Raw genomic sequence first — 14,272 nt, forward strand, 5'->3', positions numbered from 1 at the left:
ATCCTGCAGACGCTCGCCTGCGACGATTCTGTCAGGCCATTCCACCAACAGCGTTCTTACAGGACGCATCGAGCCGTCCCTGCCGGGACGTGGCTGGGATCATTCCGCGAAGCGGGAAGCAACTGCCTCGTTAAGCAGATTGCGCAACGAACATAGGAAGATCTCATCTGCGAAACTCATCCTGCGGCGATCTTTGCATCGACCGCGTAGACGACCCTGTACCCGGCATACGAACGAACGAGCATGGACAGAAAGGACGACTGCCTTGCACTCACCCCCTTGACGGCCGAGCGATTAGACGACCCGCTCGCGCGGGAGGGCGCGGGTCCGAGGCTTGCAGTTTGTCGGCAGCGCTGGTGAGGTTGTGATCGATCAGGGGTGACGGACGGCCATCGGCCTCCGAGCATGAAGTGTCAACCTTCAGCTTGTCTGGCCCATCCTTCCTGTTCGCAAACCGTAAAGATTTACGGCCACATCGATCAGACTCAAGACGCGGGGTTTCAGCTAGGGTGGAGAACCTTCCGCAGCACTCCCGCTTCCCCGCCGCAATAGCGCCTTGCCAGCTTCACACAACTTTACATTCGCCCGCAACGGCCGAAACATTGTGCTCCTAGTCTGGCCCAGTCGCGGCAGAGATGCCGCATTAGCGAAAGGACCAGCATCATGGAAACGAACCATCAGGAACCGGCCGGCCTCTCCGGCACCCCGCAGAAGAAGAGCTGGGGCAAGCGCATCGCCATAGGCGGCATTGCGATAGCGGCGCTTGCCGGCGTCGGCGTCGCCGGCGCGCTCAGCCAGGATTACGGGCGCATGCAGCGCTTCGGTATGGGCGGGGGCGACGGCGGACCCGGCATGCACATGCAGGCCAATTTCCGCCACGGCATGGGGTTCGGCGGCCCGGGTTTCGGCGGGCATCACTTTGAGCGCATGCTCGAGGAGGTCGACGCCACACCCGAGCAGGAAGACAAGCTGGAGGCGATCATGGACAAGTTCCACGACGATGTCCGCCCGATCATGCGCGGCTTCCGCGACACGCGAGACGATGTCGCCAAGCTGCTCGGCGCGGCAACCATCGACCGCGAGGCGGCGGAGAAGCTGCGCGCCGAGCGCATCGCGGCGGTCGACGAGGCCTCGCGCAAGCTGACGACGGCGCTGCTCGACGCCGCCGAGGTGCTGACGGCCGAGCAGCGGGCGGAGCTGGTCGAACATTTCGAGGATCGCGGCTGGCACCGCCGCTGGTAAGCTCTGTACCGGCACAGTTTCGAATCGGAGCAAACAAACGAGCATGGCGGACCAGGTTCTCATCGTCGACGACGACAGGCGCCTGTCCGCCATGCTCGCGGAATATCTGACGGGCAACGGCTTTCGTGTGCGAGCGGCGGAGACGGCGGGCGCAGGCATTGCCGAGATCGCGCGGCTGTCGCCCGATGCCGTGGTTCTCGACGTCATGCTGCCCGACATGGACGGCTTCGAGGCGCTCAAGCGCATCCGCGCGAACTCCGATGTGCCGGTTCTGATGCTGACGGCGCGAGGCGACGAGACCGACCGCATCGTGGGGCTGGAAATAGGCGCCGACGATTATCTGCCGAAGCCGTTTAATCCGCGCGAGTTGCTGGCGCGGCTGAAGGCAATCCTGCGCCGCCGCAACGCCGGCGCCAACGCCTCCCCGCGCATCCTGCGCTTCGGACGGCTGGAGATCGACCCTTCGTCGCGCTCGGCCAGCGTCGACGGGCGCGACTGCCCGATGACCAGCTACCAGTTCGACCTGCTGGTGGCGCTCGCCGAAAATGCCGGGCGCACGCTGTCGCGCGAGCAGCTCATGGACATGGTCAAGGGCGAAGAACTGGAAGCGTTCGACCGGTCGATCGACGTGCATGTCTCGCGCATCCGCGCCGCGATCGAGACAGATCCGAAACATCCTCGCCGCATCATTACGGTACGCGGCGCGGGCTATGTCTTTGCCCGATTTCAGGACGGTGAGAGATAAGCCATGCGCAGCAGCCTTTTCGTCAAGATCTATCTCACCGTGCTCGCCAGCCTCGCAGTAGTGGCGATCGCCAGCGCGATCTTCGTACACATGGGCCAGGAACGCGAACATGCCGGCTGGAGTGGCCGGCGCGACGCTTTCATCGAGGCGATGCTGCCGGCGGACTCCGACCTCGCCTTGCTGCAGGCGACGGCCGAGCGGCTTTCGGCGGCCTTCGATGCCGACATCTCCGTCTACGGTCCGCAGGGTCGGCTACTTGCAGCGGCCGGCCGGCCGATCCCCCCGCAAGAGATCGGATCCCGGCGCAGGATGCATCCCGGCGGGCAAAACCTGCTGATCAGCCGGCAGCCGGACGGAAGGGTGATCGCGGCGCGGCTGAGAATGCCGTTCGGCCCGGCCGGCCGCAGCCCGCTTGCCTTTCTCGCGCTGATCGCCGCGGTGATAGGGCTTGCCGCCTTTCCGGTCGTGCGTCATCTCACACGCCGCCTTGAAGCATTGCGCCAGGGCGTGGATCGCTGGGGCGCAGGCGCTCTCGACACGCGCGTCGCCGTGCGCGGCAGCGACGAGGTGGCGGCGGTGGCGGCGAGCTTCAACCGCGCCGCCGAGCAGATCGAGCGGCTGCTTGCCGCGCACCGCTCGCTGCTTGCCAATGCCAGCCACGAGTTGCGCTCGCCGCTTGCGCGCCTGCGCATGGCGATCGACCTCAACGCCAACGGACAAAACGGCCCGATGCGCGACGAGATCGTGCGCGACCTCGCCGAACTCGATGCGCTGGTGGAGGAAATCCTGCTTGCCAGCAGGCTCGACCATATCGAGAAGCTGGAACGGGTGGAGCCGGTGGATCTGCTGGCGCTCACGGCCGAGGAAGGTGCGCGCTCCGGCGTCGACGTCGCAGGCGAACCCGGCGTCGTGTCGGGCGACCCGACACTGCTCACGCGGCTGGTTCGCAATCTCATGCAGAACGCGCAGAGACATGGCAGTCCGCCGGTCAGCGCGCATGTGGGAACCGAAGGCGGCTCTGTGGTGCTCAAGGTGCGCGATCACGGACCGGGCCTGCCGGAAGGTACCGGCGAGCGCGTCTTCGAGCCATTCTTCCGACCACAGGGCCGCAGCGAGACGGCCGGCGGCTGGGGCCTCGGCCTGTCGCTGGTGCGCCAGATCGCCTTGCATCACGGCGCAACCGTGCACCACGAATCGCCGTCCGGCGGCGGCGCCTGCTTCGTCGTCACGTTTCCGGCAATATCTTGATACAGCGGGCGCATACCCTGGTGAAAGGCGGCCCCCACCCCTCATTTCCTTTCTTGCAGCCTCAGTACGGAACTCAAGGTATTTGGCCAAATCGGCCAGATGGACGCCCTTGGCACATTTCTGACTGTCCTCGATCCGCACGAGCGGAAGGGCAATTTCCCCCTTGGAAATCTTTCGGACCAACTTCGTCGGAGTCAGGTGAGAGAAATAGTCTCGGCAGACTACATCGATCGGGATGATGGCCTTACCACCGTACTGAGCCATCAAAAAGCAGTGCCGTGTTCATGCCGGGTTACCACCTCCAGTCTGGAACCTAGCAAGTCGCCCGACTGGTTCAACCTTCCGCCACGGCCGGGCAGGGGAGGGCGTGCAAAACGGTAGGCGCGACCTAAGAAACGGTCGGGTTCGAGTCAGTAGAGGCCTTATTTCAGCGTGATCTGGAACAGCAAAGGACCATGGCTCGGCGTCAATCGCGCTGGCCGGCGAAGCTATGGCAACAACCGGCGAAGACAATTTTCGGATCGAGGTTTGGGATCGCGAGGAGCAGGCTTTGACAGAAACCATTTCGCGTTCCCCCGATTCAACGGTGAGTCAGGCAGCCTGGCAAGCTGCCATCCGGCGCCGGCCCGGCATGTTGCTGATCCATTGCAACAGTCGGCATGTGATGGAGAAAATCCTGACACCGGGCGAGGTGAAGATCCCGCCACAGACCATCATCGACGGCAGCGTTCACGCTGGCCTGGATGTGGCGCTCGGAGATCTTCGCGAATGGCATGTGTTGCGGGCCCGGTGCAGATCCTGTTCGCACCATGCAACGGTGAAACCTGCCGGGCTCATCAAGCGCTATGGAAAAGGCGCTCTGTTCAGTTCGGTCGAGCGAGCGCTTTTCTGCACGAGTTGTGACAGGGGCGGGCCTGTCAGGCTGGAAATTCACAAGCTGCCACGCAATTGAGGGGAATTGAAGGGATGCAAGACCTCATCGATTTCTTCCAGGCCAACTCGGCGCTGGTGCTGGCCAATCCAATCGCCTTTGCGACGCTCGCGGTCCTTTTCGGAAGCGGAGGCTTCATTGTGGGGCGCTACTTTTTGACCGAGCGCATCGCTAATCTTGAGAGCCGTATTGCGCGGCGCGATGACGAGATTGGAGAACTCAAGTCTCGGCGTTCGGCAACGAGGCTGGAGCCGCCGCTGGTTCCCATCATTGGCACCACGGCGATCGGCGGAAAAGACATGCCGACACCACTTGGAGCGTTGCCAGACCGGCGCCCGCCCAGACAGCTCCCAGGCCCGCCGCGTCGGCGAACGAACTGAACCGTCCCGACCGATTATGGCGCATCCGTGGGAGGCACGGTAGCGATCGCCATCGGCAATGCCTTGGTCGCCGAAGGCAGAGCATCGTCGCCGATCAGCGGCCTGACTGTCGAGAACCAGAAACTGCGCGTGATCTCGGCCAGTCGGCGTCCATCCTGACCAAAACATGCGGACCGCCGCGGACGGGGGACAGTCGGTCCCGCGTCCCGTCCTGCGGCCGGCGCTATGCTGACGCTCCTACGGCTGTCCCGTTCACCGCCCGCGGCGGGGGCGAATTTCCTCCGTCCTACGCGCGACAGTCGTCCGTTGTTACGGACGCGCGCAGGACTGCGGTTTATACGCCGTTCTTCCTTAGCGCGCCGACGGTAGCCGGCGCGAAGATCGATGAGACATAAGGATGGTGTGCCAGCCGCATTCGAGTTCACAGGCAAGCCTTGTCGCTGAGGTTGCTCGGTTTCCATGTCGGCTTCGAGGCGTCTCCAACTTGCTACTTGAGCACTGCGTCTGCCGATGAAGGCTTCGTCGCTGCGGCTGAGCGAACCATCCTACCTACGGCTTTGGGAAGAGAGTGGCCTTACCCTCCGAGGGCAGAGGTCACAGGTTCAAATCCTGCCTGCGCCAATCGTGCCACTTTCGACGCCGTCTCTGTGGCAAAGGCGGCCTAGCGCGGTTGGTTGGTAGTGGCCCAACCCAAAGGATGTAGTTTCCCGGATGGTTCACTCCCGGGCGCCAAGTTTCGCACAGGGTTGAACCGGATCATTCGGCGGCGCGGCGGAGGACCCACTGCGAGCAGGTCATCTTCGCCCTCGATCTCAAGCACCTCTGCATCAAATCGACCGGCGACAGGAAATGATTGTGGCGATTGGCGAACTTATAGCCGTCGTCTGGCAAGGGCATAGTCGCGTCCTGTGCCCAAAGGGCCGCGACAGGGTATTGAGATCGAGGTCAAAGGCAAACTTGCCGCCCTCATCGGCGGCAACACGTTTCCTCAAGCGCGGTACGCTGGGGAACGCGCGGTGGCCGAGGAGCGCCACAGGCAAGAACCCACTATTACGTACGATAGTGGGTTTAGGGTGGTAGCGGGAGAGGGATACCTCCAATACAGTGCCGCCACTGAATTCATTTGCTAACTCGACTCCTTTGCAAGTTATCGCGCGGTTTGCAGCTTTAAATCGTGTCCTCCGATCGATCTCATCGGTAGCTTCACCACCTTCGAAAAGGCCGTGAAGCCAGTGGGCGTCTACACGACTTCCTACCTTCCGAAAATTCCGGCCTCAAGCGATTAGCCCGGGCGGAGATCATTATAGCATATTTCAAACAAACCTGGCTTCGGCACTTGCCTCCCGGAGCCAGACCACGCGTTGCTTTCTATAATATTTTTAGGTGCATAAGCCGCTTCTGTTGCACGACCATCGCGCGCGTCCGGATTTTCGGGCCGATGGCCAGAGTGCCGATCTTGATCTTGACGAGATCGCAACTTGCTGTCGATCGCCAGATCGAACAGCGCTTGACCGCGCATGCGCCGCTCTCGATCAAGGTAGAAGCGGATCGCCCTTATCTGTCGGGGTTTCAGAGGGCGTTTCGTGCCAACCTTCTTGTGCCGGCTTTCCATGCGCGGCGTTGGAGGCTGCAGGGTCGTAGCGTGAATGTCTCATGTCTGTTCAACTTCGGCCACGATTGGCTTGAGGACTAACGCTCAGGGGATTATCTTAAGCGGGCCGAAACCAGACTATCCGGTTTGGTTTTGGTGTCTGATCGCGGGGCTACTCGGCCAGACGATAAGACGCTGCTAACAGGCCGAAATGACCGTATCGGCGCGAGCCTTGGATGAAGCGCTACCCTCATTCTCCCCGAGTCCTCACGGACGAACGCGGATAACTGTCTTCCCCGCGCGTCGCTCGGTCGCGTTGAAGGTGGCGACGGCATCGTCGAGGGTCGAGACTTTGCCGATGTTCGTCCGCAGTCGTCCGTCCCGCACCCGCTGGACGATCTCACTCAATTGGGCACGATCGGACTCGACGACGAAGTCGACCGCCAGGCCATCTGCGGGCCGCGCCTCGGCCGGTCCGACGACGGTCACCAACGTTCCTCCGGCCCGGATCAGGGCTGCGGACCGCTTCTGGATGTCGCCGCCGATGACATCGAACACCACATCGACTGCGCCGACGTCTTCCAGGGCGTCGTTCTCGAGGTCGACGAATTCATTTGCGCCGAAGTCGAGCGCCTTCTGACGGTCGGCGGCGCGTCCGGTGCCGATGACATAGGCGCCGGCCGCTCGTGCAAGCTGCGTCACCATCGAACCGACTGCGCCGGCCGCGCCGTGCGCGAGGATGCTCTGCCCCGCCTGAAGGCGGCCGTGCTGAAACAGTCCCTGCCACGCGGTCAGGCCCGAGATCGGCAGGCTCGCGCCCACCGTGAAGTCGACGTCGCCCGGCAATGGCGCGAGGTTGCGGGCCTCCATGGCTACATACTCCGCCAGCGTGCCGTCGCGGTGCCAGTCGGCGAGGCCGAACACGCGCTGTCCCACCGACAGCCCCGTCGTGCCATAGCCGAGGGCGGTGACGACGCCGGCAAGTTCGTGCCCAAGGATCGACGGTGTTCGGTTACGGTCGACGCGATCGGCCCAGGTCGAGGGCCACTCCAGTTCGGTTGGGACAAAATCCCGACGCATGAACCTGAACGACGACGTCGTTTATCGCCGCCTGCGGCTCCGGCCGCTCCACCAGTTTCATCCCGACCGTTCCTGCGGCCTGGTCCGTTACCACAATTGCTTTCATCGGAATTATCTCCTCGGTCGTTTGTCTCTTTGGTAGACTGCTGCTTGCTGGCGGGTATGGGTAGCGAACTGGTAGCGTTCGTTGATGATCTCAGTTGTCGCAGCGCGGAACGAAGTTTTCCAATAGCTGGCGTGTATAGTTTCCATACGGCGGCAATTGCTCCGGCCGACAGCGCTTGCCCGGTCCGAAATCGATGCTTGAGGGAGCGACGAAGGAAGAACAATGGAACTCAACCAGATTCGATATTTCCTGAACCTGGCGGACACCCTCAATTTCACCGAAGCCGCCATGCGGAGTGGCGTATCTCAGCCGACGCTCACCCGCGCGATACAGCGGCTCGAACAGGAGCTGGGCGGAACGTTGGTCTATCGGGATGGAAAAGATAGTCGTCTGACGGCGCTCGGCCGCGACATACGATCCGAATTCGCCGAGATAGCAGACCGCGAGCAGCGGGTTCGGGCGATATCCCTGAATAGGGTTCGCGGTCGCCGCGAGACTTTGACGCTGGGCGTCGTGAACACCATTGCGCCGGCGTTGATCACTGGGTTCGTCACGCATGCCCTTCGACAGATGCCGATGCTCGAACTGGTTCTTCAGCCAATCACGCGCGACCAAGGAATGGAGCTGCTGCTCAGCGGCCAAATTGATGGGTGCTTCTGCACGGATCCAGCAGCCGGAAACTCAAAGATCGCCACCGCCGAAATGTTTCGCGAGCGACTGTTACTGGCGATGGCGCAAGGACATCCCTTGGCAAGCCAGGCCTCGGTTTCGCTTTCGGACCTATCGGAGCAACCGTACCTCGATCGGCTCCAATGCGAATTCCGCATGCGCGTGAACGACCATCTGCGCGAACGCGCGATGATCATGATCCCGCGGCTCAGATCCGAACGAGAGGATCTGATTCAACAGGCCGTGGCAGAGGGCGCCGGCGTTTGCATGCTGCCTGAGCGCTCGGCAATCGTAGAGGGATTGACGTTGCGCCCGGTCGATACGCTCGACCTATCGCGCACGGTCGCATTCCAATCGATTTCGGGATCTGGAACGGCAGCGGCGCTGCGGCAGCTTCGTGTGCTGATCGAGCGTTATGTATGGTCGTGAATTCCGTGGAGGCGCTGGCCTTATGGTTCGGCGACCGCACAAGCGATCCCATTTGCATGCCGGTGGCAACATCGAAACTATAGTCGCGGCGTATTAGACACCTCCGGATCGAGTATCCATCTTCTGGGACAGGAATTCGAAGGAGGAATCCATGGAAGCCTACAAGAAAACGGAAGCCGCGATCGGCAGGCTGTCGCCCGAGGAATATCCGGTGACGCAGCAGAGCGGGACCGAGCGTCCAGGGACCGGTGCGCTTCTCCACAACAAGGAGCCCGGCATTTATGTCGATATCGTCTCGGGTGAACCGCTGTTCGCTTCGTCGGACAAATATGAGTCGGGCTGCGGATGGCCAAGCTTCACCAAGCCGATCGAACCCGTAAACGTGAACGAGCTGCGCGACGACAGCCACGGCATGATCCGCACGGAAGTGCGTTCGACACATGGCGATAGCCATCTCGGCCACGTTTTCCCTGATGGACCGAGCGATCGTGGCGGCCTGCGGTACTGCATCAATTCGGCTTCGCTGCGCTTCGTGCCGCGCGATGAAATGGTCGAGCAGGGTTACGGTGAGTATCTCAACCAGGTGGAGGACATCTGATGACGACTGAACGCGCTGTTCTCGCTGGCGGCTGCTTTTGGGGCATGCAGGATCTCATTCGCAAGCTGCCCGGTGTGATCTCGACCCGCGTCGGGTACACAGGTGGCGACGTGCCGAATGCGACATATCGCAATCACGGCACCCATGCCGAGGCGATCGAGATCGTCTTCGATCCTTCGCAGACTACCTATCGCCGATTGCTCGAGTTCTTTTTTCAGATCCACGATCCGACGACGCTAAACCGTCAGGGGAATGATCGTGGCACAAGCTACCGCTCAACGATTTATTTCACCAGCGACCAGCAGAAGGCCGTTGCGCTCGATACGATCGCAGACGTTGACGCGTCGGGATTATGGCCAGGCAAGGTCGTGACCGAAGTCGAGCCAGTGGGTGATTTCTGGGAGGCAGAGCCCGAACACCAGGACTATCTCGAGCGAATTCCCCACGGGTATACCTGCCATTTTGTACGTCCGAACTGGGTGTTGTCGCACCGGGCAGGTGCTGCCGCTTAGCAAAGCCGCGAGCCGCTAATGGAGGACTTCATGGAAACGGGAATTGTGGATTTGCCTGCACCTCCGCTGGAGAATATCCGGTGGATTAATGAAAATGGCGACGAGCGCAGCCCCTTGACCCTGGCCGAGTTGGGGCAAGGCTTCAAGATACTGTACTTCTTTCAGGATTGGTGTGCGGGCTGTCATTCACATGGCTTTCCCACATTCGTGACACTTGCCGAGGAACTTCGCGATAAAGGTGTTGGCCTGGCAGCCATCCAGACGGTGTTCGAGGGTTCGGAGGTCAACACCTTCGATCGTCTGCGGAAAAATCAACGACGATATGGACTGCGTGTTCCCTTTGGGCACGCCGTCACTGACTCGGCCTCAGCAGACGCCATGCCTGCGATAATGGAGGCATACCGCTCCAGCGGAACCCCCTGGTTCGTGGTGATCGCGCCCGATGGCCGCGTCGTGTACGACGGGTTTCAGCTCGACGCGAAGAGCCTCGTCCAGACACTTCGGCGGCTCGCCGCCTGACAAAAAGAGCCTGGATACGCAGCTTGCCGGCCCGCCGTAGCCGTGTGTCAGCTTTCTGGAAAGTCCCTGCACAAACCAGACTGCCGGCTTCCCCAATCTGCACGAGGTGACCGAAGTGATAGATAGCGGTCAGTAGGCGTGCCGCCCCGTGACATGAACCGCTGGATCGTGGCGCGGCTCCATCAATGTTGGAAAACCTGAATTAATGTCGGCGATAGAGATAGCTCTCGGAAAGGCCGAGGCGGCGGCACGACTGGACGGCTGGTGATGAGGGGAGCACGATGCTGTCGCAGATTGCAGCCGTCGTCTTCACAAAAGCACGCTCCCACGGCTTCAAGGTCCAGCGGTCGCCGAATTCCAACCGCTTGCGGACCCAGTGGGGTAGGATCTCGACGGCCGCCTTCAGAAGCGGCCGCTGAAGGGGTCGAGCCACTCCCGGCAAAGAGGGAGCGTCTTCCATGATCTCCAGGAACTCCGAGACGATCGGCGACGCGACGAGTCTTTGCCTCATCACGTCGAACAGCGCGTAAAGCTCGGCCTGAGACATGGGCGCGCCGACCGCACCATAGCGAAGCGCGACGGGGCGAGCCTCAGCAAACATCGCGTCCCGTTCGAAAAAATGCAGACGATGCACGTAGGTGTGATACGCCTCCATGAAACCAAACTCGGCCGTCGCTTGCACCCAGTCCAGCAGCTCCGGGTCGGTGGCGTGGTATGGCTCGCCTTCGCTGGTCCGACCTGAAACGCGCCCATGCATCCTGACCACACCTTCAATCATGGCCTTAGCCTTGGTTCGGGGGCCGTAGACCGTAACCAAGGCAGCGAGGCCCGTACGCTGCAATCGTCGGAGCGCGTGGGAGCGGAATGTGCTGTGCTGCCAAATGGCGTCGCGAACCCGCGGCTCTGCCAATTCGAGCAGCACCGCCGTAACCCCGCCGATGAACAGCGCAACAGGGTTCTTGAAAATACGCCAGGACACGGAGTTGGGCGGTAACAGCGCCGGCTCGCCTTCCGGGGTCGAGAAGTCCATCTGAGATCCGAGCCGCTGGCGCATGAACGACTGCGCAAGAGTATTCACACGACGCTCAAGCGGGCGAGGCAGAGGAATGATGCCCGAGTTGCGAAACATGGTACGCCTCCGACTCCTCAGAACGACAAGCGTTAGACCTGTGGCTAGCGGATGCAGTATGCACGAACGTCTTGGTCTTTCCGTCGTTCCAAATGATAAATCCTGGCGCGCTGCGCATGACTGCGCAAGAACACCGGGCCCGGATGGTCATCACGAGCCCGGTTGTGCTGGCCTCATGGGGTAAGATCGAGCGCCGGTACGATTCTGTGATAGGGCAGTCCCGCATCGTCGTTTAGACGCTGCACGTCGGTATCGGAGACAGCGTCAAACAGGCACATGCAGCGCCCGTCCTCCGGTGCGAAGGTCGAGCGTAGATAGCTGATGTCGGTGCCCTTGGACGTCATCTCGGCGGCCTTGCTGATCGCCGCCTTCTGCGCATCTCCCAGAGCTTCCATGCTGATGCCCTTGAGGTCGCGTTCCACCATATAGACGGTCATTTCCAGATCTCCTCCTATGAACAGTGACCACAGGAGTTGAATGCAGTGGCGGGCGAAAGAGAACGACATTTTTTCTATCGATCGATAGCCGACAGTTATCGATGAAGGGGCTACAATGTCGTTTTATGGAACCGCGTCGGGAGGGCTCGCCATGGAGATGTTTCAGGTCCGCTACGTGCTTGCCGCTGCGAAGATGCTGAACTTCACCAAGGCCGCCACCGATTGCAATGTGTCTCAGCCTGCGCTCACCAAAGCGGTCAAGACGCTCGAGGATGAGCTTGGCGCGCCCTTGTTCCACCGCGAGGGAAAGCGCATCCTCCTGAGTGAGTTCGGGCGCTCCATTCTGCCGCATCTTCAGCAGATCATGCAGGAGGCCCACGCAACCAGGACGCTTGCCGATAATTTTAGGCTGCTCAACCAGGTGCCGATCCGCCTCGGCATCATGTCGACCATCGGCCATGTGAAGCTCGCCCGGTTCCTCGCAAAGTTTCAGCGCGACTATCATGGCGTCGAACTTGAAGTTAGCGAAGCGAGCGTTCAGGAACTGAAAAACAGGCTTGAGCGAGGCGATCTCGATCTGGCCGTTCTCAATCCGCTGGAGGGATTGGGAGCGGCTTTCCGCATCCATGATCTCTACAATGAGCGTTACGTCGTCGTATTCGCGCCGGATCACCGGCTTGCGACCCTCAATGCAATCAAGTTGGTCGATCTCTCTCAAGAACCCTATGTCGATCGTCTGTCCTGCGAAATGCGGGACCTGGTGATGGGTGTGTGCCGGGAAAGAAACGTTAGCCTTTATGCCCGCTTTCGTTCCGAGCGCGAGGATTGGGTCCAATCAATGGTGCTGGCGCGGATCGGCTTCGCCTTCATGCCTGAATATTCGGTGACATCGCCTGAACTTCTGCAGCGTCCGCTGATCGAACCGGTGGTGGCACGCACGGTGTCCTTGGCTAGCGTTCCGGGCCGGCCATATAGCCCGGCGACGGCGGCAATGGTCCGAGCTGCCCAAAGTTTCGATTGGCCGGGCTAACAGTTTATCGCTGAAGCTCGAGCTACTGCTGATTTGAGATGCCGTCTGCGCCGCCCTGGTGTTCCTTCGGTGCACCCCAACGGACCGTCACATAAGTGTGACCTTCAGAGATAAATGGCGCGATTTCTTCGGCGCCACTTGGCACGTCGGACCCGTCCGTAAGGGGATCGTTCAACGGACGCTCGACAATCCACTCACCCGGGGCCGGTGTAACTTTCAGCGCTGAATGGCGCAGAATCTGCAGTGATATTAGTCGCGTCCGGGAGCGCCGTCTAAAAGTAGGGTCGCATCACGTCGTAGCGCGAAGGGCAGGTTTGGAGACGAGCCTCGAAGGTCAGGAAATGGCGCAACCTTTCTGTTCGAGAACCGACAGAATTGACCCAATCGCGACCTTCGGGAGCCGATTTTCCGTCCCCAAAGACATTGGGCGCAACCAGCTCATGAACCGATATTGTTCTCCAATGTGGTCAAGGGCGGCGGCTCGGTTGTGAGCGTCGTCGACGCTTGTCAGACCTCGAGTTCGAGCGGCGAGGCTTTCAGGTATCTCAGCTTCAGCCGGCCGTTGCTCGCCTGCTTAGCGTCGGCGAGCTTCTGCTCGATCGCGGTGAACTGCGCGATGCACTTGGCGAACTTGTCCGAGGGCCCGCCTTTCTTGGCGATGTAGGCGGGCTGTTGTCTCTCAAGATAATCGGTGCTGCAGTTGCCCGGTTTGCCGGAAGGAATAATCACTTGCGGCCGAGGAGTATGAAACGTGCGGTGCCCCCCACCGCAGCGACAGCCTTCGCTATTCCTTCTTGTCGACCAGCGCCCGTAGTGCCGAGACGTCATGCAGCAATAACCTGCTGCCGCGCTTTTCGATCAGGCCTCTCTTGGCGAGGTCGCTCATTTCGCGCGAGACCGCTTCCCTGTGCGTGCTCATCGTTGCCGCCAGCTCGGAATGCGTCGGTGCCGGGCTTATGGACACCTCGCCGTCCACGAGTGCGGCTTTCTCCGCCCGATGCAGGAGCTCGACGATCAGCCGTTTTCGCACGACCAGAGTGCTGTATTCGAATACCCGCTCGGTCATGCGCCGGAGCTGGGCAGACAGATGCTCAAGCAGCATCCAGGCAAAAGTCGGGTGGGTCATCACGATATCCCGGAATGCTGTGCCGGACAGCCGTGCAGCGCGGGTTGCCTCCAGCGCGACTACGCTGGCAGAGCGTGCAATCCCGTCAATGCCTCCGAGCTCCCCGAAAATGTCACCCGGTTCGACATCGCGATACGCTATCTCCCTGCCGTCCGCTGAAACCAGTGTCACGCGAGCCCGTCCTTCCAGCAGGAAGAAGACATCGCGACCAGTGTCGCCGTGGGAAATGATTAGCTCGTTGTGTCGATAGCTGCGCTCGTGCCACCGTTTGGTCAGCGCGGCGAGGTCGGCATCGCAAAGTCTTGAGATGAAGGCCAGAGAGCCTGTCACAACGATCTCTTGTTCAATCAAGTGTACTTCACCTTACTCCCTATCCAAGGAAATTTGATGGCCGCAGGCCCCGCTTTCCGGGATGCAAACTGGGAGCGGATTTCGCCAATGTTTTCCCCGGTGTGGGAATTCCCACAGCCGAGCCTGGTTCGACTGTCATATCCTTGTTG

At 61.0% G+C, this 14,272-nt stretch carries 15 protein-coding genes and 2 pseudogenes; 11 read left to right on the forward strand and 6 right to left on the reverse strand.

What is annotated here, in order from left to right; all coding sequences use genetic code 11:
• Nucleotides 1-663 precede the first annotated feature (663 nt).
• Genes IQ26_RS37325 through IQ26_RS37335 form a run of 3 tightly spaced genes read left to right on the forward strand, consistent with a single transcriptional unit; the run spans nt 664 to nt 3,235 of the window.
• Entirely contained in the window at nt 664-1,242 is a 579-nt protein-coding gene (locus IQ26_RS37325; RefSeq protein ID WP_145723352.1) for a Spy/CpxP family protein refolding chaperone, read from the forward strand.
• Nucleotides 1,243-1,285: 43 nt separating this feature from the next.
• On the forward strand, nt 1,286-1,987 hold the full coding sequence (locus IQ26_RS37330) for a response regulator (RefSeq protein ID WP_145723353.1): 702 nt from the start codon (nt 1,286-1,288) through the stop codon (nt 1,985-1,987).
• A 3-nt stretch (nt 1,988-1,990) separates the two neighbouring features.
• Complete coding sequence (locus IQ26_RS37335; protein ID WP_145723354.1) at nt 1,991-3,235, forward strand: sensor histidine kinase; 1,245 nt, start codon at nt 1,991-1,993, stop codon at nt 3,233-3,235.
• Nucleotides 3,236-3,274: 39 nt separating this feature from the next.
• On the opposite strand, the pseudogene IQ26_RS37340 reads toward IQ26_RS37335, so the two are convergent.
• Nucleotides 3,275-3,499, reverse strand: a pseudogene (locus IQ26_RS37340) (pyocin activator PrtN family protein); the annotation flags it as partial.
• Nucleotides 3,500-3,725: 226 nt separating this feature from the next.
• Between IQ26_RS37340 and IQ26_RS37345 the strand changes: the two are divergent.
• From IQ26_RS37345 to IQ26_RS41200, 3 genes are read left to right on the forward strand one after another with little or no spacing between them, the layout of a single operon-like run.
• A complete protein-coding gene (locus IQ26_RS37345) occupies nt 3,726-4,187 on the forward strand; it encodes a hypothetical protein (protein ID WP_145723355.1) in 462 nt (153 codons plus the stop codon).
• 14 nt (nt 4,188-4,201) lie between these two features.
• On the forward strand, nt 4,202-4,546 hold the full coding sequence (locus IQ26_RS37350) for a hypothetical protein (RefSeq protein WP_145723356.1): 345 nt from the start codon (nt 4,202-4,204) through the stop codon (nt 4,544-4,546).
• Between the two features lie 27 nt (nt 4,547-4,573).
• On the forward strand, nt 4,574-4,705 hold the full coding sequence (locus tag IQ26_RS41200) for a hypothetical protein (protein ID WP_276316468.1): 132 nt from the start codon (nt 4,574-4,576) through the stop codon (nt 4,703-4,705).
• Nucleotides 4,706-6,404: 1,699 nt separating this feature from the next.
• On the opposite strand, the pseudogene IQ26_RS37365 reads toward IQ26_RS41200, so the two are convergent.
• A pseudogene (locus tag IQ26_RS37365) lies at nt 6,405-7,323 on the reverse strand (NADP-dependent oxidoreductase).
• Between the two features lie 222 nt (nt 7,324-7,545).
• Here IQ26_RS37365 and IQ26_RS37370 point away from each other — a divergent pair.
• The 4 genes from IQ26_RS37370 (at nt 7,546) to IQ26_RS37385 (ending at nt 10,050) form a co-directional block, all read left to right on the forward strand.
• Nucleotides 7,546-8,421, forward strand: coding sequence for a LysR family transcriptional regulator (locus tag IQ26_RS37370; RefSeq protein WP_145723358.1), 876 nt, complete (start codon nt 7,546-7,548; stop codon nt 8,419-8,421).
• A 151-nt stretch (nt 8,422-8,572) separates the two neighbouring features.
• A complete protein-coding gene (msrB, locus tag IQ26_RS37375; protein WP_145723359.1) occupies nt 8,573-9,019 on the forward strand; it encodes a peptide-methionine (R)-S-oxide reductase MsrB in 447 nt (148 codons plus the stop codon).
• Nucleotides 9,019-9,531: a peptide-methionine (S)-S-oxide reductase MsrA gene (gene msrA / locus IQ26_RS37380; RefSeq protein ID WP_145723360.1), complete on the forward strand. Its 513-nt coding sequence runs from the start codon at nt 9,019-9,021 to the stop codon at nt 9,529-9,531. The genes msrB and msrA overlap by 1 nt, the downstream gene beginning before the upstream one ends.
• A gap of 30 nt (nt 9,532-9,561) precedes the next feature.
• Nucleotides 9,562-10,050, forward strand: coding sequence for a peroxiredoxin family protein (locus tag IQ26_RS37385; RefSeq protein ID WP_145723361.1), 489 nt, complete (start codon nt 9,562-9,564; stop codon nt 10,048-10,050).
• A 202-nt stretch (nt 10,051-10,252) separates the two neighbouring features.
• Here IQ26_RS37385 and IQ26_RS37390 read toward each other — a convergent pair whose 3' ends face one another.
• Nucleotides 10,253-11,179 (reverse strand): oxygenase MpaB family protein, encoded by a 927-nt coding sequence (locus IQ26_RS37390; RefSeq protein ID WP_145723362.1) that lies wholly within the window; start codon nt 11,177-11,179, stop codon nt 10,253-10,255.
• Nucleotides 11,180-11,352: 173 nt separating this feature from the next.
• On the reverse strand, nt 11,353-11,616 hold the full coding sequence (locus IQ26_RS37395; RefSeq protein ID WP_145723363.1) for a DUF4242 domain-containing protein: 264 nt from the start codon (nt 11,614-11,616) through the stop codon (nt 11,353-11,355).
• Between the two features lie 151 nt (nt 11,617-11,767).
• Between IQ26_RS37395 and IQ26_RS37400 the strand changes: the two genes are divergently transcribed.
• Entirely contained in the window at nt 11,768-12,646 is an 879-nt protein-coding gene (locus tag IQ26_RS37400; protein WP_162458183.1) for a LysR family transcriptional regulator, read from the forward strand.
• A gap of 507 nt (nt 12,647-13,153) precedes the next feature.
• On the opposite strand, the gene IQ26_RS37405 is transcribed toward IQ26_RS37400, so the two are convergent.
• Together IQ26_RS37405 and IQ26_RS37410 are read right to left on the reverse strand one after the other, a co-directional pair.
• Nucleotides 13,154-13,375: a hypothetical protein gene (locus tag IQ26_RS37405; protein ID WP_162458184.1), complete on the reverse strand. Its 222-nt coding sequence runs from the start codon at nt 13,373-13,375 to the stop codon at nt 13,154-13,156.
• Nucleotides 13,376-13,430: 55 nt separating this feature from the next.
• Nucleotides 13,431-14,102: a Crp/Fnr family transcriptional regulator gene (locus tag IQ26_RS37410; RefSeq protein WP_029356805.1), complete on the reverse strand. Its 672-nt coding sequence runs from the start codon at nt 14,100-14,102 to the stop codon at nt 13,431-13,433.
• Nucleotides 14,103-14,272: the final 170 nt, after the last annotated feature.

This window comes from Mesorhizobium tianshanense (assembly GCF_007830515.1).
GTDB classification, from domain to species: Bacteria; Pseudomonadota; Alphaproteobacteria; order Rhizobiales; family Rhizobiaceae; genus Mesorhizobium; species Mesorhizobium tianshanense.